This is a genomic window from Clostridium sp. CTA-19, from assembly GCF_054767855.1.
The window spans coordinates 1-25,100 of the sequence record NZ_BAAABH010000001.1; the positions used below are offsets into that span (position 1 = coordinate 1).

Consider the following 25,100-nt stretch of genomic DNA (forward strand, 5'->3'; position numbering starts at 1 on the left):
CACAAGTTGACTTTTAAAATTATCCATTCCAAAACTTGGATACCTAAAATAGTGAGACATGCTCAGAATCACTTAGAATTTAACACTGCATCTTGTATGAAAATATTTTAAGGTTATTGAATAAATTTAAGTTGGAGCTTGTTTCCCTATACAGAAATAAAGTTAAATTTAAAATAAAAAATAAGGAGGTGTATAGATGGATAAAAGAAGTTTTTTGCTAAAATATGTGGCTATAATATATAGGGAATCTCAGAGGTACATAGATGAAGTATTAAAAAAGTATAATTTAAGCTTTGGAACATATCCTTTTCTTTTAGCTTTATATAACAATGAAGGAATAAGTCAGAATATCTTAAGTGAGTATGTGAAAGTAGACAAATCTTTTTCAGCAAGAGCTATAAAAAAACTTATAGAAATTGGCTATGTAGAAAAAATAGTTAATAATGAAGATTCAAGAGCTTATAAATTATATCTTACTGAGAATGCTAAGGATATAGTTCCAGGTGTTTTAAATGAACTTGATGGATGGTTAAATATGATAACTGATGGATTAGAAGAAACAGAGAAAAAAAATGCAGAATCCCTATTAGAAAATATGTACAAAAATGTTGAACAATTTAATACCAAGGATTAAATAAAGGGATAAGAGTTTAAAATTAAATTAATTAAGGAAGGTAAATTAAAATATGACAAAAGATGAAAAATATATACATAACAATAGATGGTTAATACTTGCTATAGTGGTTATGTCTCCATTTATGGCATGTATAGATAGTAGTATAATAAATGTAGCACTGCCAATTATGGCAAAAGATTTAGGCACATCAATGGCAGGTATAGAACAAGTAGTTACAAGCTATCTTATAATAATTTCAGCTACAATACTTATATTTGGAAGACTTGGAGATATAAAAGGGAAAACTAATGTATTTAAATATGGCTTTTTAATATTTGTTTTAGGTTCTTTATTATGTGGAATATCAAATACATTAAATTTTTTAATATTTTCTAGAGTTATTCAAGCAATAGGTGCAGCAATGACTATGTCCACTAGTCAAGGAATAATAACTCAGATTTTTCCACTAAATGAAAGAGGAAGAGCGATTGGAATATCAGGGACATTTGTAGCACTAGGAACATTACTTGGACCTCCGTTAGGTGGACTTATAATATCTGTAGTAAGTTGGGAATACATATTTTTGATTAATGTACCTATAGGAATAGTAGCATTTATAGCAGCGTTAAAATATTTACCTAAAGATACAACAACTAGTAACCAAACTTTAGATATAAAAGGTGCATTACTTTTCTTAGTATGCGTAATTACATTGTTTTGGGCAATGCTTACAGGTCAACAAATAGGATATGGAAACATAAAAATAATATTATCCTTTGTAATAGCTGTAATATGTTTTATTTTATTTATTAGGCTAGAATTAAAAATTGAAAATCCAATGGTAGATCTGTCTATATTTAAAAATAAAACTTTTTCAATTAACATATTTTGTGCTTTTGTAGCATTTATAGGAATTAGTTGCATAAACATAATTCAACCATTCTATCTTCAGGATGTATTAAAGTTGTCACCTGCTAAAACAGGATTTATGATGATGGCATATCCTATAGTATTAACTATTGTAGCACCATTAAGTGGATACTTATCAGATAAAATAGGAAGTAAAATACTTACACTAATTGGACTTATTATAACGACTTTAGGGTTAATAGGAATGTCTACATTAAATGAAAACTCAACTTTTATAATTATTATTTCTATACTTGCAGTAGTAGCAGTAGGAAGCGGATTATTCCAATCTCCTAATAATAATTTAGTTATGTCTTCAGTTGAAAAAAGTAAATTAGGAATAGCTGGTGGAATCAATGCTCTTATTAGAAATTTAGGATTTGTGTTTGGGGTTTCAATTGCAACATCTATCTTATATAACAGAATGAGCTACAAAATCGGTTATAGAGTATTAAGTTATGTAGAAGGAAGAGAAGATGTATTCATATATGGCATGAGATGGGTTTATATTATTGCAGCAATAGGATGTTTTACTGGATTTTTAATATCTTTAATAGATAAAACAAAATTCAAATCGAAAATAAATAAATAAGTTTAAAAACAAGGTTTAGCTGGGTATAGTAAAACCTTGTTTTTTGTAAAAATAATTTATAACTTTACTAAGTTAAAAATATTCAGACAATTTAGTTTTTATTTTTTGAAGGGGAATTAAAAAATATAAAGAATATGTAGTATAAAGATATAAAATAAGAGCTAATTGCAAAATTTGGAAGTTTAGGGGATTATCTAAATTATATGCAATATTTTATCTAAATTTAGTTTATATATAATATTAAAAGGGGGCAATCAGATATGAGCAATGTTACAGAACAAGAAAAAGGTAGAACTATTTTAGAAAATGATAAAAAGGTTATTATAAATGGAAAAGATTTAGATTTACAACAAATTATAGATGTTGCAAGAAATGATTATTTTGTAGAGTTAACAAACGAGGCAAAAGAAAGAGTTATAAAATCTAGAAACATAGTAGATAAAATAGTTGAGGATGAAAAGGTTGTTTATGGTATCACTACAGGATTTGGTAAATTTGCAGATGTAACAATAACAAAGGAAGATTGTAAAACATTACAAAGAAATTTAATAATCTCTCACTCATGTGGATTTGGGGAGAATTTAGATAGAGAGTATGTTAGAGCAATAATGTTATTAAGAGCAAATAACCTTTCAAAAGGATATTCAGGAATAAGATTATCTACATTAGAAACTTTAATAGATATGATAAACAAAAAAGTACATCCATTAATACCAGAAAAAGGTTCATTAGGCGCTTCAGGAGACTTAGCACCGCTTTCTCATATGGTTTTACCAATGATAGGTGAAGGTGAAGCAGAGTTAAATGGAGAAATTTTATCAGGAAAAGATGCTATGAAAAAAGCTGGAATAGAAACAATAGAACTTGTTTCTAAAGAAGGGTTAGCTCTTATAAATGGTACACAAGTTATGACAGCAGTAGCATCTATAACAACATATGATGCTATAAACTTGTTAAAACTTAGTGATATATCAGCAGCAATGACATTAGAGGCTTTAAGAGGAATAAAAGATGCTTATGATAACAGAACTCATAGAATAAGAAATCATTCAGGACAACAAAAAACAGCTATAAACATATTAAACTTAGTAGATGGTAGTACATTTGTAACTCGCCAAGGAGAATTAAGAGTTCAAGATGCTTATACACTAAGATGTGTTCCACAAATACATGGTGCATCTAAAGATGCTATAAGATATGTTGAATCTGTTATAGAAACAGAAATAAATTCTGTTACAGATAATCCAATAGTTACAGAAGAGGGGGATGTTATATCTGGAGGAAACTTCCATGGACAACCAGTTGCATTAAGTTCTGATTTCTTAGGAATTGCAATTGCTGAAGTAGCAAATGTTTCAGAAAGAAGATTAGAAAGACTTATAAACTATCAATTAAATGATCTACCTGCATTTTTAGTTAAACATGGTGGACTAAATTCAGGATTTATGATTACTCAATATGCAGCAGCAGCATTAGTTTCTGAAAATAAGGTTTTAGCACATCCAGCTAGTGTAGATTCTATACCATCATCAGCTAATCAAGAAGATCATGTTAGTATGGGAACAATAGCAGCAAGAAAAGCTAGAGATATACTAAAAAATGCTGAAAGAGTATTGGCTACTGAGCTATTAGCATCATGTCAAGCTATTGATTTCAGGAATGATTTAAATTTAGGAAAAGGTACTAAAGCTTGTTATGATACAATAAGAAAAAATGTGGAATTTATAGAAAATGATGTTGTTATGTATAAAGAATTGGATAAGGTTTTAGATTTAATAAAATCAGGCGAAATATTATCTGCTGTAAATAATATAGTAGATATAAAATACTAATGATATAAAAAATATTTGGGGGTAATAGTATGGCAAAAATTATTGAATGTATTCCAAACTTTAGTGAAGGAAGAGACAGAGAAAAAATTGAAAAAATAATGGACACTGTTAGAGGTAAAGAAGGGGTCAAATTATTAGATTACTCTAGTGATACAGACCATAATAGAAGTGTTGTTACATTAGTTGGAGAACCAAGCAAAGTAGAAGAAGTAATAATAAATATGGCTGAAAAAGTTTATGAATTAATAGATATGAGTACACATGAAGGTGGACATCCTAGAATGGGAGCATTAGATGTAGTTCCATTTGTTCCAATAAGTGAAGTAACTATGGAAGAATGTGTTGAAATTGCCAATAGAGTTGGTAAAACAATAGGAGAAAAGTTTAATATACCAGTATATCTATATGAAAAAGCTGCTACAGCATCACATAGAGAAAATTTAGCAAAAGTTAGAAAAGGACAATATGAAGGATTTTTTGAAAAAATAAAAGAAGAAATGTGGGCACCAGATTATGGTCCTAAAGAAGTTAATGTTAAAGGTGGCTGTGTTGCAATAGCAGCAAGACAACCATTAGTAGCCTTTAATGTAAACTTAGATACATCAAATGTTGAAATTGCAGATAAAATTGCTAAAACAGTAAGACACTTAGGTGGTGGGTTAAGATTTGTTAAAGCTATGGGAGTTATGTTAGAAGAGAGAAATATAGCTCAAGTTTCTATGAATCTTGTAAACTATGAAAAAACAGCAGTTTATAGAGCATTTGAAATGATTAAAATGGAAGCAAGAAGATACGGTGTTTCAGTGGTAGGCAGTGAAGTTATAGGACTTGTACCAATGAAATCTTTAATAGATTGTGCAGAATATTATCTTCAAATAGAAAACTTTTCAATGGATCAAATATTAGAAAAAAGAATTAGCGAATAGTTTATAAATTAAGGCATAATCAAATGAATAATAGACCAGTATTCTCGTATATTTATAGGGAAACAAGCTCCAATTTAAATTTATTCAATGACTTTAAAATATTTTTATATAAAATTCAGTGTTGAATTCTAAGTGATTTGGAGCGTGTCTCACTATTTTAGGTATCCAAGTTTTGAAATGGGGAATTTCAAAAGTCAACTTGGAACCCTATAGTACATTATTTCTTTTCGTATGCTTTACTTTGAAGATGTATATTTAAAATTGAGGTGTTTAATATGTCAATGATAATAAAAGAAATTGACTGTTTGGTAACTTGTAAAGGTAGTCATAAAAAGACTAGAGGTGATATGAACGATGCTCATATCATAGAAAATGGATATATTATTATAAAAGATGATGTTATAGTTGAAGTTGGACAAGGTGATGGCTATAAAAAACATTTAAATGATTGTGATAAGTTAATTGATGGAAAAGGAAAAACTGTTACACCAGGACTTATAGACCCGCATACTCATTTAGTTTATAGTGGATCAAGGGAAAAAGAATTGCCATTAAAATTAAATAAGGTAGGATATATAGAAATTTTAAATGCTGGTGGGGGTATTTTAAGTACTGTTGAAAATACGAAAAAAGCTTCATTACAGGATTTAGTTAATGAAAGTAAAACTAGATTAGATATAATGCTAAAATATGGAACAACTACTGTTGAAAGTAAATCAGGATATGGTCTTGATTTAGAAACAGAACTAAAAATGCTTAATGCAAATAAAATATTAAATGAAAGCCATCCAATAGATGTAGTTTCAACTTTCATGGGATTACATGCACTTCCAGCAGAATTTAAAAATGATAGAAAAGAGTTTTTAAAAATTGCCAAGAAAATGATTCCAGAGATTGCAAACAAAAACTTAGCTGAATTTATAGATTGTTTTTGTGAAGATGGTGTATTTTCAGTAGAAGAGTGTAGAGAGTTTTTAGAAGAAGGAAAGAAGTTTAATCTTATACCAAAGGTTCATGGCGATGAAGTTGAACCAATGGGGGGAGCAGAACTTGCAGGAGAAGTTAAGGCAATCTCAGCAGAACATCTTATTGCAGCAAGTGATGATGGAATAAAGGCCTTAGCAGATAATAATGTAGTAGCAGTACTACTTCCATCCACAGCTTTTTACCTTATGGTTGGAAGCTTTGCAAGAGCTAGAGATATGATAGAAAATGGAGTTGCGGTTGCTTTAGCTACAGATTGCAACCCTGGAACTTCACCAACAGAATCTATGCAAGCAGTTATGACATTTGCAGCATTTGGAATGAGGATGTTCCCAGAAGAAATAATAAATGCAATGACTATAAATGCAGCAGCAGCAATAAATCGTGAAAGAGAGATTGGAAGTATAGAAGAAAACAAGAAGGCAGACATAGTTATATTTAATTCTAAAAATTTAAATTACCTAATTTATCATTTTGGTGTAAATGCAGTAGACAAAGTTATAAAAGATGGTAAAATTGTTGTTGAAAATTAATTAGGGAGGCGAAAATATGTTAGACAAAAAAACAATTAGAGAATTCATGAGTGAACTTGCATCAAATTCACCAGCACCAGGTGGTGGTAGTGTTTCAGCAGTAGCAGCATCACTATCAGCATCATTAGTATCTATGGTGTGTAATTTAACAATAGGAAAGAAATCTTATGAAGCACTTAGTGAAGAAGAAAAGCTTCAAGTAGATAATAGCTTAAAAGTTTGCGATGTTGTGAAAGATGAATTCCTAGATTTAATGAATGAAGATACTGAAGTGTTTTTAGAACTTATGAAAGCATTTAAAATGCCTAAAGAAAGTGATGAAGAAAAGAAAGCTAGAAGTGCAAAAATACAATTAGGTTATAAGGGGTCATTAGAAGTACCTTTAAAAACCGCTAAAAAAACATTTAGCTTATATGACTATATATTAGCAGTTGCTAAATATGGAAATAAAAATGCAGTTTCAGATGCAGGGGTAGCTGCACTAATGGCTCAAAGTGGGTTAGAATCAGCTATATTAAATGTAAAAATCAACGTAACTTCTATAAAAGATGAAGAATATGTAAAAAATGTGAAAGCAGAAATAGAGCATTTGGTTAATGATGGACGAGCTAGAAGAGATGAAATATTAGCTATAGTTGAAAGTAAGTTATAAAAATTAATTTAATAAATTTATAAATGTAAAAATAGTCATCTTGAAATAGAAAACTAAATCTATTTCAAGGGGACTTTTTTTATTACCATTTTGATATAAACCCTTTTATTTACAGAATTACTTCAATAATTTTACAAATTATGATATACTAAATTAAAGAAATTGTTTGAATATTGAGAAAAGATGAGGGGAAGTTATGGATTTTGATTTTAAAAGGCAAATTATGGAGTTGTATAACCTTTTAACAACTCCAATTGATGAAATTTTTAAACAAACTGCCATAGTAAAATTTAAAAAAGATATTAAATTAAAAGAGGATGATTTAATTGGAGAATATTATTATGAAGGGCTAAAAGAAAATAAAGAGAAGGGGATTGTATACACTCCATATCCTATAGCTAAATATATAATTGAAAATAGTATAACTAAAGAAGATATATTAAGTAATCCATATATTAAAGTAGTAGATCCTTCTTGTGGTGTTGGAAATTTGATTATTCCGTGTTTTACACATTTATATAAAATGTACAAGGAGAATTTACCTAATATAAATAAAGCTAATGGTATAAATATTTTAGAAAAAGATATAACTACACATATTATAGAGAACAATTTATATGGTTTTGATATAGATGAATTGGCGCTGAAAATTTTGCAAATAGATTTGTTCAGTTATAGTAATTATATATATGATAAAAATCTTAGTAATGAGGATTTTTTATTTTTAGAAGAAGATTTAAGATTTGATATATTTATAGGCAATCCTCCTTATGTAGGACCTAAACAAATAGATAAAGAATATTCATTAAAATTGAAGGAAAGATTTAAAGCTATATTTAAAGATAAAAGTGACTTATCATATTGCTTTTTTAAAAAGTCATTAGATTTATTGAGAGTAAAAGGAAAATTATCATTTATAACATCGCGATATTTTTTAGAATCATCTAGTGGTAAAGAATTAAGAAAAACCTTAAGAGAAAATACTCACATAATAAGAATAATAGACTTTTATGGGGTTAGGCCTTTTAAAGGGGTAGGTATAGACCCAGTAATTATTTTTATGGAAAAAGAAAAAAATAGTTTGAGAGATGTAGAAATTATAAAGCCATTATCTGACAAAGGACGTAAGGATGATAAATTTTATAATTCGCTATTTTTAAATGAAGGAAATGCTTATAAAAAATTTTTGATAAGTGAGTCTACATTGAACGGAGAACGATGGATATTAAGAAATAATGATATAAAATCTATTATAGAAAAAATAGAAAGTTTTTGCCAGTTTCAACTATCAGATATTTGTACAAGTCATCAAGGAATTATTACTGGATGCGATAAAGCTTTTGTTGTTGATGAAGAAACTATAGAAAATGAAAATATAGAAAGAGAATTACTAAGACCTTGGATAAAAGGTAGCTTTATAAAGAAAAATCAAGTAAATAGAAGAAAAAACTATATAATATACTCGGATTTAATAGAAGATGAAGAAATGCAGCCTAATGCTATAAATCACATAAGACAGTATAAAGAAAAACTAAGTAAAAGAAGAGAGTGTATAAAAGGGGTTAGAAAATGGTATCAGCTTCAATGGGGAAGAAATAAAGAAATTTTTGAAGAAGAAAAAATAATATTTCCATTCAAGGCATCTGCTAATAAATTTTCTTTAGATAATGGTAGTTATTTTAGTGCAGATGTTTATGCACTAAGGCTTAAAGAGAATAAAAATTTCAAATATGAAGATTTATTATTTATATTAAATAGTAAGATTTATGATTTTTATTTTAAAACTTTTGCCAAAAAACTTGGAGAAGACTTATATGAATATTATCCTAATAATCTTATGAGATTATATATACCTAATATTAAAGTAGAAAAACTTTCAAATGAACAGCAATTATATGAATATTTTAATTTTAATGATAAAGAAATTAAACTAATAAATGAACAATAGAATGGAGATAAAGTTCTAAGTTGGTATTTAAAATTATCCATTCCAAAGCTTGGATACCCAAAATAGTGAGGCATGCTCCAAATCACTTAGAATTCAACAATGTATCTTGCATAAAAATATTTTAAAGTTATTGAATAAATTTAAATTTGAGCTTGTTTCCCTAGAATTATTTCCAGGTTCTATTTAATAACTAAAAATAGTAGCTAACTTAAAGTTATAATTGTCACTGAAAACATGTTAAATAAGTGAATAAGTTGAAACCTCAGTTTGGAGTACTATACAAATGTTAATAAAAAGTCTTTATTTATAAAATCTATAACACTAAAAGTATTGGATTAAGTTAGAAATTATTTTATGTTTTACTTATAATAAATAAGTTTTGTTATAAAATAATAGTAAAATAATGTAAAAAATATTAATTTGTGTTATAATGTTTGTGTAATATAACATATTTAAAAGAATATAATAGTAAGTTAAATAGATTAATATTAGAATTATAGTAATGGTTGGAGGGAATATTATGCAATTAACATTTGAAAAATTAAATGAAAAGCTAATAGTAAAACTTAATGGGGAACTAGACCATCATAGTGCTTCAGAACTAAGAAATAAGATAGATGACAGAATGGATATGGAAGGAACTATGAAGCTTATATTAAATTTTTCAGGAGTATCTTTTATGGATAGTTCAGGAATAGGAGCTGTTATAGGAAGGTATAAAAAAATATCTATGCATGGTGGAAGTCTATGTGTGACAGATTTAAAACCTTCTATAAAAAAGGTTTTTGAGTTGTCAGGTTTATTTAAAATTATTGATGTTTATGACAATGTTGATGAAGCATTAAAGAATGTTTAATGGAGGGATTAAGATGAGTCACAATAGAATGAAAATAGAGTTTTTAAGTAAATCTGAAAATGAAAGTTTTGCAAGAGTTGTGGTATCGGTATTTGCAGCTCAATTGGATCCAACAATAGAGGAGATAAATGATATAAAAACTGCTATATCAGAGGCTGTTACTAATGCTATAATACATGGATATGAAGAAGATTCAACAAAAATGGTTGAAGTAGAAGCAACTATAGAGGATAATGAATTGACTGTAATTGTTGTAGATAAAGGAAAGGGTATAAATGATGTGAAGACAGCTAGAGAGCCACTGTTTACTTCAAGACCAGACTTAGAGAGGTCAGGTATGGGATTCACTGTTATGGAGACCTTTATGGATAGTTTAGAGGTAATATCAACACAAGGTGAAGGAACTAAAGTTATTATGAAGAAAACTTTTAACTCAGCAGTATAGGTGACTAATATGGGGGAAAAAAATTATAAGGTGAATAATTATAATTACGATGATAATATGGAGCTTATAAGAAGAGCTAAAGGTGGCGATAAGGAAGCTCTGGATTTTCTAATTGAAATGAATTTACCATTAGTATCTGCGTTAAGTAAGAAATTTTTAAATAGGGGCTATGAGTATGACGATATATTTCAGATTGGCTGTATAGGGCTTGTAAAGGCTGTAAACAATTTTGACGATGGGTTTAATGTTAAGTTTTCAACTTATGCGGTTCCAATGATTGTAGGAGAAATAAAAAGATTTTTAAGAGATGACGGAATAATAAAAGTAAGTAGAAGCATAAAAACTGTTGCAAAAAAGATACATTATGATAAAGATACACTTGCAAAAAAATTAGGAAGAGATCCAACGATAGAAGAATTATCTAAATTTTCGGAAATACCTAAAGAAGAGATAATCACTGCACTAGAGGCATCTAATAATATGCAATATTTATATGATACTATTCACCATGATGATGGTGCACCAGTATTATTAATTGATAAATTAAGTGAGGATTATGAAGAAGACACAGAGGTTTTAGATAAATTAGCATTAAAAGAAGCACTAAGTAAATTAGATGCAAAATCAAGACAAATTATTATGTTAAGATATTTTAAGGATAAAACACAAGTTGAAGTTGCTAAAATGTTAGGTATAAGCCAAGTTCAAGTATCTAGAATAGAGAAAAAAGTATTAAAAATTATGAAGGAAAAATTAAGTGGTTAAGATGTAAAAATATCTTAACCACTTTTAATTTTTAGATATTAAAGAATAATAGTAAGATTAGTTACTAATAATATATAAAAGAATAATAGTTATAAAAGAGGTGAACTTTATGAAGAAAAATAATATGAAGGAAAATAAACTGAAAAAAAAATTTCAGCAGTTATATGAACAAGAAACGCCTAAACCTAATTTAATAAAAAACTGTTTTAGGGCATTTTGGACCGGTGGATTAATTTGTACTATAGGTCAAGCAATATATAATGTGTTACTTAGATTTGGAATATCTGTTGAGCAAGCTAAAGTGTATTTACCTATAATAATGATATTTATAGGAGCCAGTCTAACAGGAATTGGTGTTTATGATAAAATTGGCGATTATGCAGGCGCTGGTTCTGTAGTTCCAATAACAGGGTTTGCTAACTCTGTAGTATCTCCAGCTATTGAATTTAAAAAAGAAGGATATGTTTTAGGTGTTGGAGCAAAAATATTTACAATTGCAGGCCCAGTTTTGGCATATGGAACAACGGCTTCAGTAATATTAGGACTTTTATACTATTTTATTAGGTGGTGATTTTTTGGCAGTTAGAATGGGAAAACAAACAGTAAAATTAGAAAGTAAACCTAAAATTCTCTCTACATATACAGTTGTAGGTCCGAAGGAAGGAGAAGGGCCATTAAAAGATTATTTTCACGAAATATTAGATGATGATATGTGTCAGTGTGAAACCTTTGAAAAAGCAGAAAGTAAAATACATTATTCAGCAGTTCAAGGATGTATAAAAGATGCAAATTTAAAAGAAAGTGATATAGACTATATATTTAGTGGAGATCTACTAAATCAATTATTTTCTTCAAGTTTTATGGCTAGAGATCTTTGTATACCTTTTATAGGTATGTATGGTGCTTGCTCTAATATGACAGAAACTCTCTCAGTTGCGGCAATGGCTGTAGAAGCAGGATGTGCTAATTATGCTATTGCATCTACATCCTCACACTTTTCATCAGCAGAAAGACAATTTAGAGTTCCACTAGAAATGGGAAGTCAAAGAACGCCTAGTTGTCAATGGACTGTTACAGGAGCCGGAGCAATGATATTAACAAACAGAAATGTTAAGCATAGACCATATGTTACATATATTACAACAGGCAAGGTCAAAGATTATGGAATAACAGATCCTAACGAAATGGGAGCTGCAATGGCACCAGCAGCAGTAGATACAATTAAACAACATTTTGTTGATACAGATTTAAAACCTAATTATTACGATTTGATTGTTACTGGAGATTTAGGTAGTATAGGGAAAAAAATAACAGAAGAATTATTATTGGAATATAAAATAGATGTTAGAAAAAACTACATTGATTGTGGTGCGGAAATATTTGACTGCAAAAAGCAAGATACCAATTCTGGAGGTAGTGGTTGTGGTTGTTCCGCAGCTGTTATGGGAAGTTATATTTATAAGAAGATGATTAAAGGAGAATTGAAAAAAGTTCTTCTAATTTCAACAGGAGCACTTTTAAACTCTATATCAACCCTTCAAGGTGAAACTATACCAGGTATTGCACATGCTATAGCTATTGAAATGGATGGTGATTAAATGAACGAATATTTATCTGTATTTATAGTTGGTGGAATAATATGCGTCATTGGTCAAATATTAATGGATACAACTAAGTTAACTCCAGCAAGAATATTAGTTTTATTTGTTACAAGTGGTGTTATACTACAGGGCCTTGGAATATATGAAAAAATAGTACAAATAGGAAAAGCTGGTGCTACTGTACCACTACCTGGTTTTGGATATTCACTAGCGAATGGTGTGATGAAGGCTATCGATAAGGATGGTTTTCTAGGAATATTTACTGGAGGTGTTCAAGGTGCAGCTGGAGGAATAAGTGCAGCTATTGTATTTGGGTACATAATGTCAGTTTTGTCTAATGCTAAAACAAAGTAGAGCTTTGAATTTCAAAGCTCTACTTTGTTTTTAAAATAATTTTCTATTACTAGATTTATTTTTGTCCTTATTTGAATTTGAATTTTTATCTTTATCTTTGTTCTTGTCATTGTTTTTATCTTTATCATTAGTTTTATAAGAAGTTGGGTCCGTTTCAGTAGGAACTAACCATTTTGAATCATTAAGGAATACATATGGATAATAATCCCTAGTTATAAATACTCCTGTTTTTATTTTATTTTTTGGTGTATTTTCAGATGGTAAGTAATATTTACCATCCGCACCTAAAACATATTGAGATTCTACGTGAATGTTATCTAAAGAGGAAGGTTGAGTTCCTTCAATAAACAATTCTGAGTACACACGATTTCCTCTAGGATCTTTATAAGATAATTGTGTAGGAAGAGTACCTGAATCTTTACAGATATCTACACTAACAATTCCATCAGGACGTGCCAATTCCGAATATTCTAAGCTCTTATGAGCAGCAGCCATAACTCTACCCCAAAGTGCAGCAGGTTTATCACTGTTCATATTGTAGATTGGAGTATAATCATCATTTCCAATCCATACTGCAGCAGAAAGATAAGGAGTTAATCCTGCAAAAGTTAAATCTGTAGAATCGGAAGAAGTACCAGTTTTACCTCTAACTTCCATATTACCAAAAGCAGCACTAGGACCAGTTCCAATTACAGGTTCTTTTAGCATATCATAAACTATATATGAAGCTTGAGATGATAATACAGTGTTCGTTTCAATTTTATTTTCTAAAATTACTTTTCCATGTCTATCTAAAACTTTTGTATATAATCTTGGCTTAGTATAAACTCCATTATTACCAAAGGTTCCATAAGCTGCAGATAATGCTAAAGGATTAGTTCCAGCTAAACTACCGCCATCTAGCTGTCCGAGAGCTAGAGCCGAAATTGAGCTTTTATCCGTTTCATCTAGTTGGATTCCAAAATTCTCACCATATTTTGCAGAAGTAGCAAGACCAATAGTATCTGTTACTTTAGTAGCAACTGTATTTCTAGAACTACGTATAGAATCTCGTAGTGTCATATAACCTTCATAGTCTAACTGTGCATTTTTAGGATCATATGGAGGGTTTCCATATTTTGAACCTATTGAAGTTGGAATTGGAGAATCTTCAATCATTGAACCAGCAGTTAAAATCTGCTCATTTATAGCTGGAGCATAAACTGTAAGCGGTTTTAATGAAGAACCAGGAGAACGTAAGAAATTTTCAGAAGCAGCTCTATTGTAAGAGTTTGGTTCTTGTTCACCACGACCACCAACTATACATTTAACATCACCAGTTTTATAGTCTATAATTGTTGCCGATGCTTGTAAATTTGGATTATCATAAATATTTAATATGGATCCATTAGAATCATTCACTATTTCTTGAACCTCATTTTGAAGTTCTGTATCCATAGTGGTATAAACTTTGTAACCACCATACATTAGCTTATCAAGGGCTTCAGATTTAGAAATTTTATAAATCTCTACCATATCGTCTACAACTTGATTTATAGCAGGTCTTGAAAAATATTCAAAGTTCATCCCATTGTTAGAATTAATATTAAAATCAAATGTCAAAGGATCTTCAATTGCAGCATCATATTCTGAATTAGTTATTTTGCCAAGTTCTAGCATTTTATCTAAAACAGTTTTTGTTCTAGGGGAATCAAAAGGTATATTGTTTTTAAAATTTTCATAAGCATTATAATAAGACACAGATGGATTCTGTGCAGCACCGGCTATAAAAGCTGATTGCTTTAATGTTAAATCTTTTGAAGATTTATTAAAATACATTTGAGATGCAGCTTCTACACCATGGGAAGTTCCCCCTAAGTATATAGTATTCATATAAGATTCTAAAATCTCACCTTTACTAAGTTCTTTTTCAAGCTTTAAGGATAAGTACATTTCTTGAACTTTTCTTTTTATGGATGTTCTATTTTCTAAGGAATCCTCTAAGAAATATCTATATTTAACTAACTGTTGAGTTATAGTAGATGCACCTTGTAAATTACCTTCAGACATACCGAAGATGATTTTAACATCTTGAAATATTGCGCCACCTATTCTTCTAAAATCAATACCTTTGTGAGAATAAAAACGTTCATCTTCTATACTAACAAAAGCATCTTTCAAATTTTCAGAAGTTTTATCTATATCTATAGATATTCGTCGCTCTGGAGTTAAGAATTCATCTATTAGATTACTTTTAGAATCATATATAGTAGAAGTTTCCTCAATATCAAGAAACTTTTCTACATCTATTGTTGGTGCTGTTTTTATCATACCGTAAACTACACCAGTACCTATTGCTGCACATGATAAGAATAATATAATAAATACAATAAATATACCTTTAAGTATTTTTTTTCTACTTGTTTTATTATTTTTATTTTCAACCGTAGGCTTTTTTTCACTCATAAGCATCCTCCTTAGGATTATTCTGTTGATTATCATTTTTGTATTATATCATACTATATAAAATTAATAAAATTTATAAAAATATTCTTTATATAAATAATAGTACATATAATTTATTATTACTATTTTACTAGAAAGTAAACATATTAAGAAAATTTTATTAGAAGAAGGGGATAATTGTATATGAAAAAATACACGAAATTAAAAATAGTAATGGTAATTATATTTGTATTCGCCATACTTAGTTCATTTATATATTATTTTGATGAAATCATACTACCAAGTGTTCTTGCAATCTGTGATGGAGAAATGAGGGCAAGAGCAGTGCAAGTTATGAATAAATCCATTTTAGAAAAATATGTAGATGAGTTTGATTATGAAGATATTATTAAATTTCAAAAAGATGAGAATGGCAATATTGTATTGGTACAAGCAGATACATTAAAGATGAACAAAATTGCTAATGAAGTGTCTTTAGAAATTCAAGAGGAATTAAATAATTTAAGTTATCAAGATGTAAAAATTCCAACAGGATATATAACTAAAAACAATATATTGGCAAATTTCGGACCGAAAATAACAGCTAAAATGCAACCAATAGGGCATGTAGAAACAAAATACAGTTCAGATTTTGAAACTGCAGGTATAAATCAAGTAAGACATAAAATATATGTGGAGGTAAAGACAAATATTAAAGTAATATTACCTATGGCTAATGAGGATGTACAAGTCGTTACCCAGGTACCTATAGCAGAAACAATTATAGTAGGAAAAATACCTGAAACTTCAATACAAATGGATATGAATAAACAATAAAAAACGAGTGATTTTTCACTCGTTTTAAAATTAAATAAATTAAATATTAATTATGATTCCCAATTAAATATGTAAGGGATGTTTCTATAATAATCACCATAGTTTAAACCATAACCAACCACAAATAAATCTTCAATAGCAAATCCGCAAAAGTCTGGTTTTATATTTACTTTTCTTCTTGATGGCTTATCAAGTAAAGAACAACATTTAACAGAATTTGCACCTAAGCTTTTTATATGATTTACAACAAAATCCATTGTTATTCCACTATCAATGATGTCATCAACTATTAAAACGTCAAATCCTTCTATATTATCAGGAACATCATTAACAACTTTAACAATACCAGATGATTCTTCATTATGGCCGTAGCTAGATGTTGTCATAAAACCTATTTTTGTAGGAACAGATATATATCTTACTAAATCAGCAGCAAATATAAAGCTACCTCTAAGAAGTGATAAAACATAAAGTTTTTTTCCTTCATAAGCCGCAGAAATTTCTTTTCCTAATCTAGCATTTGCTTTTTCAATTTCTTCTTTAGAAAATAATACATTAACTTTCTTGTTTTCCATTTGAACACGCCCCTATATAAATATTTTGTTTAAATTTATTGTTTAATTAATACTTTTGAAAATAATATATACGTTAAATATTATGCCCTTAGTGTAAATAATATATTGAATTTTAAATAACAATAAATTGTATTATGAAAATGATATATTATTTATATTAACAACAATTATAAACTTTTTCAATAAATATATAAAACAAGCTATAATCCTAGTGTTTAATAACTGAAAAAATTATAGTTAAATTTAAAATTTTAAACATCAACTTATGAATTTAACTAGATATACAATTTAAAAAAACATGTGTAATAGTACTATAGGCTATGTGCTTACGTTACTAGAATTTATGGTATTAAATTAATGGGAAGTTGGAAAGGCTATAAATATTAGTAGATATTTAACTTAAGATGCTATACTATTATTATGTGATTTAAAAAAAGTATGCTAGTTAGCTTTTATAAGGAGGGATTTGCATGATAGATGGAAATATAGATGGAGTAAAAAAATCCATATTAAATAAATTAGAAATTATACAGGATTTAAAGGTGCCTAGAGATACTGTTGTTACTTTAGATATAGTAAATATATTAAAAGAGGTTACGTTAGAGATTGAAAGGGAAGTTAGTGTTGCGATAGATAGAAAGGGTAATATAGTTTCAATAGCTGTAGGAGATAGTAGCACTGTTGACGTACCACTAATTGATGTTCGTGAAGGAAAACTTTCAGGTGTAAGAGTAATACATACTCACCCCAATGGAAATCCTAAACTTTCTGCCTTAGACATATCGGCATTAATAAAATTAAAATTAGATGCAATGGTAGCAATAGCTGTCAGTGAAAAAGAAGAACTTAATTATAACATTGGCTTTTGTGATGTAACTGACAATATATTAGTAGAAGAAGAAATACATTTAAAAAGTAGTGAGGAACTTTTAACTTTTAATCTTTTAGAAAAAATAAAATATATAGAAGACATTATTAAAAATAATAATGTTGTTGAGGATAATACAGAAAGAGCAGTTTTAGTAGGTACTGAAGATGAAGAAAGTTTAGAGGAATTAGAAGAACTTGCTAAAGCTTGTGAGGTAGTTCCTGTATATTCAACACTTCAAAAGAGAAGTAAGAATAAAATAGATCCGGCTTTTTATATAGGAAGAGGAAAAGTTGAAGAAGTGGCTTTAATTAGACAATCATTAAGGACTAATGTTGTTATATTTGATGAAGAACTTTCTGGGGCACAGGTTAGAAATTTAGAGCAAGCATTAGGTGTTAAAGTTATTGATAGAACTACATTAATTCTTGAAATATTTGCAAGACGTGCTAAATCAAAAGAAGGAAAAATACAAGTAGAACTATCTCAACTTAAATATAGACTTTCAAGACTTGCAGGACTTGGAACTGTTCTTTCAAGAACTGGTGGAGGTATAGGTACAAGAGGACCAGGAGAGAAAAAATTAGAAACAGATAAAAGGCATATAAGAGAAAGAATACTAGATCTTTCAAAAGAACTTGATAGAATAAAACACGTTAGGGTTACACAAAGAGAAAAAAGAAGTAAAGATACTGTGTCTAAAATAGCCCTTGCAGGTTATACAAATGCAGGGAAATCAACATTAAGAAATAAGCTATGTGATTTATATCCTTTGAAATCTGCTACCGTTAAAGAAAAAGTTTTTGAAGCAGATATGTTATTTGCTACCTTAGATACTACTACAAGAGGAATTCTTCTTCCAGATAATAGAGTAGGTACAATAACAGATACAGTTGGATTTATAAGAAAACTTCCTCATGATTTAGTTGAAGCATTTAAATCTACATTAGAGGAGGTTATATATGCGGACCTAGTACTTCATGTTGTTGACAGTGCTAATAGTGATGCTGAAAAGCAAATAGAAGTTGTAGAAGAAGTTTTAAAAGAACTTAAAGCTGATGATAAACCTACTATGTTAATCTTAAATAAGATAGATAATGCAGATGAAGATATGATTAATAACTTAAAAGAAAAGTATGATAATTATGAGATAATAGAAGTGTCTGCAAGAGAAAATATAAATTTAGATTTGCTTTTAAATAAGTGTACAGAGTTACTTCCATATAAGTTAAAAGGATTTAAAGTTTTAATTCCATATAGTGACTCAAGTACTGTTGCATATATTCATAGAAATGGAAAAGTGGATAGTGAGAGTTATGAAGCAGAAGGAACTTTGATGGAAGTTCAAGGGGATGAAGAAGTTTACAATAAGTGCAAAAAATATATAGTAGAATAATATTTTTAAAAGGTGTCTCTATTCATTGTTAATGAAATTGAGACACCTTTTAATTATGCCATGCTATGAAATTTTAAAATGGTATATTATAATGGAGATAATAAAATGTGTACAGGTGGTGAGAAGATGAGCAAAGGATTAGTAAAATTCGATTGGAATTTTATAGAAAAATATTCTGAAGAGGAAATATCATATTTTCTACATTTAGAAGGAAAATCTTTAGATGCCATAAGTAAAATTAGAAATATTGACAAAAGTGATGTTCAAAGACATCTTATATCGTCAAAGATGAAATATAGATATTTGAATAAGAGTGAAAACATTGAACAATTATTTAAAAATTTAACTACAGTAGCTAAAAATGAAAGAGTATATATACTAAACAGCTTAGATGTTGTTAATAAAACTAAGCTTATAGATTACATATTAAATAACCATCTAAATATATCATTAAAGGAAAAAGAAGTAGCAGTGTGGATGTTAGGGGAGCTAAGGTCTAATAAATCTGTTGATTTTCTTATAAGATGTACGGTTCATAAGTTTGTAAACATAAGAAGATTGTCTATTTCGGCACTGGGAAAAATTGGAGATAACAAGTGCGAATCAGCACTTATAAGAGCATTAAAGGATGATAATGGTCAAGTAGTTAGCTATGCCATAAAATCATTAAAGAAAATTAATGCTATAGATTATAAGGAAAGAATAAAAGAAATATATAATTCTACAGATAAAGCCTATATACAAAAGGCTTGCGAAGAATATTTAGGTATATAGAATGGAGTGAGGATATGAGTTATTTTACTATAAAAGATGAAGCAAAGGCAGAATTTAATGAAAGAAAATCGGTTTTTATAGGATATACAAAAAGGGTAAAAACAGAAGATGAAGCAAAAGAATTTGTGAGTAAAATAAAAGGTATGCATAAACAAGCTACACATAATTGCTCTGCATATATTGTAGGAGAAAATAAGAATATTCAAAGGTATAGTGATGATGGAGAGCCTCAAGGAACAGCAGGAATACCTATATTAGAAGTTTTAAAGAAAAATGATTTAACAGATATAGCAGTTGTTGTTACAAGATATTTTGGTGGTATACTTTTAGGGGCTGGTGGGCTTGTAAGGGCTTATTCTAAGGGAGCTTCTGAAGTTATAAAAGAAGCTGGAATTGTTGAAAAGGTTAAGGGGTTTGAGATAAGAGTTATATTGGATTATGATTTATTAGGAAAAATACAGTATATATGTGGAACTAACAATTGGTATATAGAGGATACAATTTACACAGATAAAGTTGAATTGATAATGTACTGTGAAAGTAGTAACTATGAAGAAGTTTCTAATAGTTTTGTAGAAGCAACAAGTGGAAAAGTTATAATAAGTGAAGAAGATGAAGAATTTTACTTTAAAATGGGAAATAGGTTATATAAAGAGTGCAATGTTTAACTTGATTTTGATAAGAATTTATATATTCTTAAATTTGAAAGGAATATTTCATTATGTTATAATGTTGCAGTAATATTTAAAATAAGCCATTATAGGCAGTATTTATATATTTAGTTAGGAGGAGTTCAAATGTCAGGACATTCAAAGTGGCATAACATACAAGCTAAGAAGGGTAAAGTTGATGCTAAAAGAGGAAAAATATTCACAAAAATAGGTAAAGAAATAGTTGTTGCGGTTAAAAATGGTGGACCTAGTGAAGACACAAATGCTAAACTAAGAGATGTTGTAGCAAAAGCAAAAGCTGCAAATATGCCAAATGATAACATTCAAAGAGCTATAAAAAAAGCAGCAGGAGAGTTAAATTCTGTTAATTATGAAACAATTGTTTATGAAGGATATGGTCCTGAAGGAACAGCTGTTATAGTTGAATGTTTAACAGACAACAAAAATAGAACAGCAGGAAATGTAAGATATGCATTTTCTAAACAAGGTGGGAATATGGGTTCAACAGGATGTGTAGGATTTATGTTTCAATCTAAAGGTGAAATAGTTATAGAAAAAACTGATAGCACAGATGAAGATGAATTAATGATGTTAGCTTTAGATACAGGAGCGGAAGATTTTGCTGCAGAAGAAGAAGTTTTTGTAGTAACAACTGCACCAGAGGACTTTGGAAAAGTAAGAGAAGCATTATCAGAAAGTGGAATTGAATTCTTAGAAGCTGGAGTGAAAATGATACCAGATACATATACTGAAATAGATGAAGAAACAGCTGTGAAATTCCAAAAAATGCTTGATGTTTTAGAGGATGATGAAGACGTTCAAGAAGTTTACCATAATGCTGAATTCCCAGAAGGATGGGAAGGTTAATAGTTGTAATAAACTATTAGAAAATCTATCTTTCATTACATAGTAGCTATTTGTAATGAAAGGTAGATTTTTTTAGTTGATAAGTTTTTTATTGGTACATAATGTAATAGTAAATTAAAAAAATTATAATTTAAATGTCTAAATTATAAGAATGGGGTGTTTGTATGATTTATACAATAGTAGCTAGCATAATAGCTATTATATTATTTATATCTTTAAGAAAAAATATAAATAGAATTATAAGGGGGATTTTGTTTTTATTTATAATAGTTCTTATTATTGGAAGTAGTTTTATAAGAGGAATGAATTTTGGAACTTATGTTGGATCTTTAAATATAAATTGGAATTTGAACATTCCAAAGGCTGAAAAGGAATTAAAAGTTTTAGACAGTGGTTCAAGTTTTCATGGCGATGGAGAAGATGTGGTTATATTACAATATTCTAAAGAAAAACTACTTAATATAGAAAAAGAGCTTAAATGGGAACAATGTAATAAATATATTGTAGAGGATATGCAAAGGTTTTATAGTGATAGTAATGAAAGTTATAAAAAAGAAAGTTTAGTGCTAGATAATAAAAAGAAGTATTTATATTTTCATAAGTTTGAAAATAACAATTATGATTGGGTTACTTTTCTTTTAGATGAAAGAGAAAGTTGTATTTATGTTTTTGAAAGTCATATGTAATTTATAAAAAGTTGCTTATAAAAATATAATTCAATTTAGGGATGTGTTTCAGTAAATTAGATATTTATAATATATTATTGTTTTAGGTTCAGTTTAGAATGAAAAAAGGATACAAAAAACAATGGCTTTAGTTGCTATATTTAGAATATTTTGATAATATATATAATAATATGAAAGTCAATTTATGGTTAATTATATGAAATCAATTCATATAATTAAGTAGGGGGGTGCTATTTATGTTGGATAGTTTTAAAAGAACTTCAGCTAGAGAAGCAGAATTTAGAGGAGAACCAAATGACACTAAAAAATATTTTTTAAAACCAAATGCTAAAGCAAATGCAATTATAGTAGGAGCTATTATAGTTGGTATTGCAATAGGTTTTTACTTTTTATCATAATATTAAATAAATTACAAAGGCAATAACTAATATTCTATATAGTTATTGCTTTTAATTTATAAAAATAATAGAGGGAGTTTTAAGAGAACATTATTTTAATAATATAGAAAAACGATATATTAGTATAGCAATATATTCAAAGATAATTAATAATTAAAAAATAGAATTAATAAAAGACAGGCTATTTTCACAGTCTGTCTTAATTTATCTTTTATATTTTAGGCTACTTCTTCAGTTCCGGTAGCATTAGCAGGTTGTCTGCCTTTATTTTTAAATACAGAGCCACCAAGTAATCCAGCAACAGTTCCACCAATTATAGCAAATATTATAGCGAAGATTACATTTTTAGGATTATTAAAAGCAAATGGCGCTAATAGACCGGGAATCGGTGATGCTGTACCAGGGGCATTGTTGATTATTCCAAATGCTGCGGCTGAAAGTCCAGCAAGACCTCCACCTAAGAAGTTTGAAACATATATAGGGATTGCATTAATTGTTATTATATGAGCTTGAGTTAATGGTTCTAGCATTACTGCTACAATATTGCTTTTATTGCCTAGTTTTAATTTTTTAAATATTAATCCATTTGTAAAAGACCCTCCTACACAAGCTATAGAAGCAATACCCATTGCTAGACCTTTGAGCCCTAACATTGCAGTAAGAGCCATAGAACTTAATGGAGATGTACAAATCATTTTCATTATCCCACCTAGTAAGAATCCCATTAATAATGGTGATTGTTCAGCTGCCACAGATATCATTCCACCTATACTAACTAAAGTAGAATTAACCACAGGATCTATACCTACAGCAATAAATCTCGCAAGTGGAGCAATGATTAAGGCACCTAATATTACATCTAACCCTTCTGGTAAATATTTTTCTATATAGGGAGATATAAGCCCAACAATATATCCAGCTATGAATCCAGGTAATATACCATATCCACCAACGGCTACACCGCCAGCTACAGCAAAAACAGGATTAGCACCCATGTTCGATGATACCAATATTACAGCGGCAACTCCGCTTAAGCTGCCAGCGGCATTACCGACAGTTCCAAAGAAAGTTAATTGTAATAAATCACCAGTTATATATTTATGGATGGCCTCTACTAAAAAAGTAGCTACAGCTGCATTAGCAAGTCCCGACATTGCTTTTTGTCCTTTAGGCATTTTTAAACTAAATAGTGAGAATAAAACTAAAGTTAATAGTAAAAGTCCTATACCCTTAACTAGTATTAACATAAAACCCCTCCTAAAATTAAAGCTTGTATGTGAAAGATATTTTAAAGCAGAATATGATAATAAGAATGAATTCCATAGGTAAAAAAATATTAACAATTTTTAAAACAAATAGGTTTCTTTTAACTTATTTATAAGTATAATAGGTAGTTACAGAAAACTACAGATAATTACAAAAAAGTTATTTAAATTTTTAGAATATACTAAAAATTTAAATAATGTACATGGCTTTATAAATGCAATTAATAATAATTTAAAAAAATATATAAAGCTTTAATAGGTTGTTAAAAAATAAAAAATTTAAAAGTATAATTGATGTTTCAAAAAATTAAAATAAAATGTATGTATAAAAAATAGAAGCTATCTTCACACATACATTTTATTTAAGTTTATATTATAACATTTAAATTAAGTTTTTTATTTTGTTAAATCCCATGTTGTAAATTTCTATACTTATTAATAAGTAAAAATGAAAATTATAAGTATTAATCGTTACTATAAAACATTAATGCATTTAAAAATTTTTTTATGTTCGTTTTTCCGCCAGAAGAAACTTTCCCTCTTATAAAATCCATTTCTTTTTTTACTTGTTCAAAATTATAAAGAGTATTAGAATATTCATTAAAGCTATCATTCATATAATCTTCAAGGCCAAGATTAGCAAGGTTAATCATTCCGGCATTTGCTGCTCTACGAATTCTTTGTTCCATTGATTTTGGACTATCAGTAAATTTCTTACAAAGTTTGTTCAGTGTAAAATCATATACACTCTGATTAGTTTTTATTAAATATTCAACTAAAGTTAAAATATCTTTACTGCCTAATTCACCCATAATACCTAATTTTTGAAGTACTGCTTGGAGTTTTAACATAAAACTATTTTCTTTAGACTCTTCCTCATCTTTAGGAGCAGAATCATTTATGTTTGTTGATATTTCTTTTATAAACAAATTCTGCATCTTGTAAAAAGTTCTATTTATCGACAGTGATTTACAGACTTTATCTATAACATTTTCTACTTCTATAGCATTTACAGGCTTTTGAATGAAAAATTCAATACCAGATTCATATGCTTTACCTATAATATCTTTTGAATTTACTTGAGATAACATAATAAAACTGATGTCTAAATTTTCTTCTTTGCATTCATGAACTAAAGATATACCATCCATCAAAGGCATTAATAAGTCCACTATAACAATATCAGGGGTCAAGGTTTTTATATCGTCTAATCCATCTATTCCGTTAGTAGAATAACCGATAACTGTTCCTAAATTTCTATTTTCTATAATTAATTTTAATATATTTATTATGTTTACATCATCATCTATTAAAAAAAATTTCATG

Annotated in this window: 24 protein-coding genes; 20 read left to right on the forward strand and 4 right to left on the reverse strand. The window is 28.6% G+C overall.

The annotated features are described in order from the left end of the window. Positions 1 to 196 precede the first annotated feature (196 nt). The 13 genes from ACYUE0_RS00005 (at position 197) to spoVAE (ending at position 13,013) form a co-directional block, all read left to right on the forward strand. On the forward strand, positions 197 to 634 hold the full coding sequence (locus ACYUE0_RS00005) for a MarR family winged helix-turn-helix transcriptional regulator (protein WP_460269090.1): 438 nt from the start codon (positions 197 to 199) through the stop codon (positions 632 to 634). Positions 635 to 686: 52 nt separating this feature from the next. Beyond that, on the forward strand, positions 687 to 2,117 hold the full coding sequence (locus tag ACYUE0_RS00010) for an MFS transporter (RefSeq protein WP_061993926.1): 1,431 nt from the start codon (positions 687 to 689) through the stop codon (positions 2,115 to 2,117). 260 nt (positions 2,118 to 2,377) lie between these two features. Further along, positions 2,378 to 3,949 (forward strand): histidine ammonia-lyase, encoded by a 1,572-nt coding sequence (gene hutH / locus ACYUE0_RS00015; RefSeq protein WP_061993927.1) that lies wholly within the window; start codon positions 2,378 to 2,380, stop codon positions 3,947 to 3,949. A gap of 29 nt (positions 3,950 to 3,978) precedes the next feature. Continuing rightward, positions 3,979 to 4,875 carry a glutamate formimidoyltransferase gene (gene ftcD / locus ACYUE0_RS00020; protein ID WP_199869201.1) on the forward strand — a complete coding sequence of 299 codons (897 nt, stop codon included), beginning with the start codon at positions 3,979 to 3,981 and terminating at the stop codon, positions 4,873 to 4,875. Between the two features lie 275 nt (positions 4,876 to 5,150). Then, positions 5,151 to 6,392, forward strand: a complete 1,242-nt coding sequence (hutI, locus tag ACYUE0_RS00025) for an imidazolonepropionase (protein ID WP_345968942.1) — start codon at positions 5,151 to 5,153, stop codon at positions 6,390 to 6,392. A gap of 16 nt (positions 6,393 to 6,408) precedes the next feature. Then, on the forward strand, positions 6,409 to 7,044 hold the full coding sequence (locus ACYUE0_RS00030) for a cyclodeaminase/cyclohydrolase family protein (protein ID WP_061993929.1): 636 nt from the start codon (positions 6,409 to 6,411) through the stop codon (positions 7,042 to 7,044). Positions 7,045 to 7,240: 196 nt separating this feature from the next. Next, positions 7,241 to 8,992 carry an Eco57I restriction-modification methylase domain-containing protein gene (locus ACYUE0_RS00035; protein ID WP_061993930.1) on the forward strand — a complete coding sequence of 584 codons (1,752 nt, stop codon included), beginning with the start codon at positions 7,241 to 7,243 and terminating at the stop codon, positions 8,990 to 8,992. A 520-nt stretch (positions 8,993 to 9,512) separates the two neighbouring features. Further along, positions 9,513 to 9,848 carry an anti-sigma F factor antagonist gene (gene spoIIAA, locus ACYUE0_RS00040; protein ID WP_010293002.1) on the forward strand — a complete coding sequence of 112 codons (336 nt, stop codon included), beginning with the start codon at positions 9,513 to 9,515 and terminating at the stop codon, positions 9,846 to 9,848. Between the two features lie 13 nt (positions 9,849 to 9,861). Then, on the forward strand, positions 9,862 to 10,293 hold the full coding sequence (gene spoIIAB / locus ACYUE0_RS00045) for an anti-sigma F factor (protein WP_061993931.1): 432 nt from the start codon (positions 9,862 to 9,864) through the stop codon (positions 10,291 to 10,293). A 9-nt stretch (positions 10,294 to 10,302) separates the two neighbouring features. Further along, the gene (gene sigF, locus ACYUE0_RS00050; protein ID WP_061993932.1) at positions 10,303 to 11,058 is read left to right on the forward strand and encodes an RNA polymerase sporulation sigma factor SigF; all 756 of its coding nucleotides are present in this window, start codon (positions 10,303 to 10,305) and stop codon (positions 11,056 to 11,058) included. Between the two features lie 109 nt (positions 11,059 to 11,167). Beyond that, entirely contained in the window at positions 11,168 to 11,629 is a 462-nt protein-coding gene (gene spoVAC, locus ACYUE0_RS00055) for a stage V sporulation protein AC (RefSeq protein ID WP_061993933.1), read from the forward strand. Between the two features lie 4 nt (positions 11,630 to 11,633). Then, the gene (gene spoVAD, locus ACYUE0_RS00060; RefSeq protein WP_460269091.1) at positions 11,634 to 12,656 is read left to right on the forward strand and encodes a stage V sporulation protein AD; all 1,023 of its coding nucleotides are present in this window, start codon (positions 11,634 to 11,636) and stop codon (positions 12,654 to 12,656) included. Continuing rightward, a complete protein-coding gene (gene spoVAE / locus ACYUE0_RS00065; RefSeq protein WP_061993934.1) occupies positions 12,657 to 13,013 on the forward strand; it encodes a stage V sporulation protein AE in 357 nt (118 codons plus the stop codon). Between the two features lie 30 nt (positions 13,014 to 13,043). Here spoVAE and ACYUE0_RS00070 read toward each other — a convergent pair whose 3' ends face one another. Then, positions 13,044 to 15,458 (reverse strand): transglycosylase domain-containing protein, encoded by a 2,415-nt coding sequence (locus ACYUE0_RS00070; RefSeq protein WP_460269092.1) that lies wholly within the window; start codon positions 15,456 to 15,458, stop codon positions 13,044 to 13,046. 183 nt (positions 15,459 to 15,641) lie between these two features. On the opposite strand from ACYUE0_RS00070, the gene yunB reads away from it, so the two are divergent. Further along, positions 15,642 to 16,274: a sporulation protein YunB gene (yunB, locus tag ACYUE0_RS00075; RefSeq protein ID WP_460269093.1), complete on the forward strand. Its 633-nt coding sequence runs from the start codon at positions 15,642 to 15,644 to the stop codon at positions 16,272 to 16,274. Positions 16,275 to 16,324: 50 nt separating this feature from the next. Here yunB and hpt read toward each other — a convergent pair whose 3' ends face one another. Continuing rightward, positions 16,325 to 16,849, reverse strand: coding sequence for a hypoxanthine phosphoribosyltransferase (hpt, locus tag ACYUE0_RS00080; RefSeq protein ID WP_460269094.1), 525 nt, complete (start codon positions 16,847 to 16,849; stop codon positions 16,325 to 16,327). A 470-nt stretch (positions 16,850 to 17,319) separates the two neighbouring features. On the opposite strand from hpt, the gene hflX reads away from it, so the two are divergent. The 6 genes from hflX (at position 17,320) to ACYUE0_RS00110 (ending at position 22,509) form a co-directional block, all read left to right on the forward strand. Continuing rightward, complete coding sequence (gene hflX, locus ACYUE0_RS00085; protein WP_460269095.1) at positions 17,320 to 19,113, forward strand: GTPase HflX; 1,794 nt, start codon at positions 17,320 to 17,322, stop codon at positions 19,111 to 19,113. Positions 19,114 to 19,239: 126 nt separating this feature from the next. Next, on the forward strand, positions 19,240 to 19,887 hold the full coding sequence (locus ACYUE0_RS00090) for a HEAT repeat domain-containing protein (RefSeq protein WP_061993980.1): 648 nt from the start codon (positions 19,240 to 19,242) through the stop codon (positions 19,885 to 19,887). Positions 19,888 to 19,901: 14 nt separating this feature from the next. Beyond that, on the forward strand, positions 19,902 to 20,555 hold the full coding sequence (locus ACYUE0_RS00095) for a YigZ family protein (protein WP_061993939.1): 654 nt from the start codon (positions 19,902 to 19,904) through the stop codon (positions 20,553 to 20,555). Positions 20,556 to 20,684: 129 nt separating this feature from the next. Continuing rightward, positions 20,685 to 21,425: a YebC/PmpR family DNA-binding transcriptional regulator gene (locus ACYUE0_RS00100; RefSeq protein ID WP_061993940.1), complete on the forward strand. Its 741-nt coding sequence runs from the start codon at positions 20,685 to 20,687 to the stop codon at positions 21,423 to 21,425. A 164-nt stretch (positions 21,426 to 21,589) separates the two neighbouring features. Next, the gene (locus ACYUE0_RS00105; RefSeq protein WP_460269096.1) at positions 21,590 to 22,111 is read left to right on the forward strand and encodes a hypothetical protein; all 522 of its coding nucleotides are present in this window, start codon (positions 21,590 to 21,592) and stop codon (positions 22,109 to 22,111) included. Between the two features lie 236 nt (positions 22,112 to 22,347). Continuing rightward, entirely contained in the window at positions 22,348 to 22,509 is a 162-nt protein-coding gene (locus ACYUE0_RS00110; protein WP_157450810.1) for a hypothetical protein, read from the forward strand. 218 nt (positions 22,510 to 22,727) lie between these two features. On the opposite strand, the gene ACYUE0_RS00115 is transcribed toward ACYUE0_RS00110, so the two are convergent. Beyond that, complete coding sequence (locus ACYUE0_RS00115; protein WP_460269097.1) at positions 22,728 to 23,756, reverse strand: PTS sugar transporter subunit IIC; 1,029 nt, start codon at positions 23,754 to 23,756, stop codon at positions 22,728 to 22,730. Between the two features lie 482 nt (positions 23,757 to 24,238). Then, the gene (locus ACYUE0_RS00120) at positions 24,239 to 25,099 is read right to left on the reverse strand and encodes a response regulator (protein WP_460269098.1); all 861 of its coding nucleotides are present in this window, start codon (positions 25,097 to 25,099) and stop codon (positions 24,239 to 24,241) included. Position 25,100 lies beyond the last annotated feature (1 nt).

What these genes read in the sequence shown, in the direction of transcription:
- ACYUE0_RS00005 (WP_460269090.1), top strand. Translation starts at nt 197, where the DNA reads ATGGATAAAAGAAGTTTTTTGCTAAAATATGTGGCTATAATATATAGG.
- ACYUE0_RS00010 (WP_061993926.1), top strand. Translation starts at nt 687, where the DNA reads ATGACAAAAGATGAAAAATATATACATAACAATAGATGGTTAATACTT.
- hutH (WP_061993927.1), top strand. Translation starts at nt 2,378, where the DNA reads ATGAGCAATGTTACAGAACAAGAAAAAGGTAGAACTATTTTAGAAAAT.
- ftcD (WP_199869201.1), top strand. Translation starts at nt 3,979, where the DNA reads ATGGCAAAAATTATTGAATGTATTCCAAACTTTAGTGAAGGAAGAGAC.
- hutI (WP_345968942.1), top strand. Translation starts at nt 5,151, where the DNA reads ATGTCAATGATAATAAAAGAAATTGACTGTTTGGTAACTTGTAAAGGT.
- ACYUE0_RS00030 (WP_061993929.1), top strand. Translation starts at nt 6,409, where the DNA reads ATGTTAGACAAAAAAACAATTAGAGAATTCATGAGTGAACTTGCATCA.
- ACYUE0_RS00035 (WP_061993930.1), top strand. Translation starts at nt 7,241, where the DNA reads ATGGATTTTGATTTTAAAAGGCAAATTATGGAGTTGTATAACCTTTTA.
- spoIIAA (WP_010293002.1), top strand. Translation starts at nt 9,513, where the DNA reads ATGCAATTAACATTTGAAAAATTAAATGAAAAGCTAATAGTAAAACTT.
- spoIIAB (WP_061993931.1), top strand. Translation starts at nt 9,862, where the DNA reads ATGAGTCACAATAGAATGAAAATAGAGTTTTTAAGTAAATCTGAAAAT.
- sigF (WP_061993932.1), top strand. Translation starts at nt 10,303, where the DNA reads ATGGGGGAAAAAAATTATAAGGTGAATAATTATAATTACGATGATAAT.
- spoVAC (WP_061993933.1), top strand. Translation starts at nt 11,168, where the DNA reads ATGAAGAAAAATAATATGAAGGAAAATAAACTGAAAAAAAAATTTCAG.
- spoVAE (WP_061993934.1), top strand. Translation starts at nt 12,657, where the DNA reads ATGAACGAATATTTATCTGTATTTATAGTTGGTGGAATAATATGCGTC.
- ACYUE0_RS00070 (WP_460269092.1), bottom strand. Translation starts at nt 15,458, where the DNA reads ATGAGTGAAAAAAAGCCTACGGTTGAAAATAAAAATAATAAAACAAGT.
- yunB (WP_460269093.1), top strand. Translation starts at nt 15,642, where the DNA reads ATGAAAAAATACACGAAATTAAAAATAGTAATGGTAATTATATTTGTA.
- hpt (WP_460269094.1), bottom strand. Translation starts at nt 16,849, where the DNA reads ATGGAAAACAAGAAAGTTAATGTATTATTTTCTAAAGAAGAAATTGAA.
- hflX (WP_460269095.1), top strand. Translation starts at nt 17,320, where the DNA reads ATGATAGATGGAAATATAGATGGAGTAAAAAAATCCATATTAAATAAA.
- ACYUE0_RS00090 (WP_061993980.1), top strand. Translation starts at nt 19,240, where the DNA reads ATGAGCAAAGGATTAGTAAAATTCGATTGGAATTTTATAGAAAAATAT.
- ACYUE0_RS00095 (WP_061993939.1), top strand. Translation starts at nt 19,902, where the DNA reads ATGAGTTATTTTACTATAAAAGATGAAGCAAAGGCAGAATTTAATGAA.
- ACYUE0_RS00100 (WP_061993940.1), top strand. Translation starts at nt 20,685, where the DNA reads ATGTCAGGACATTCAAAGTGGCATAACATACAAGCTAAGAAGGGTAAA.
- ACYUE0_RS00105 (WP_460269096.1), top strand. Translation starts at nt 21,590, where the DNA reads ATGATTTATACAATAGTAGCTAGCATAATAGCTATTATATTATTTATA.
- ACYUE0_RS00110 (WP_157450810.1), top strand. Translation starts at nt 22,348, where the DNA reads ATGTTGGATAGTTTTAAAAGAACTTCAGCTAGAGAAGCAGAATTTAGA.
- ACYUE0_RS00115 (WP_460269097.1), bottom strand. Translation starts at nt 23,756, where the DNA reads ATGTTAATACTAGTTAAGGGTATAGGACTTTTACTATTAACTTTAGTT.
- ACYUE0_RS00120 (WP_460269098.1), bottom strand. Translation starts at nt 25,099, where the DNA reads ATGAAATTTTTTTTAATAGATGATGATGTAAACATAATAAATATATTA.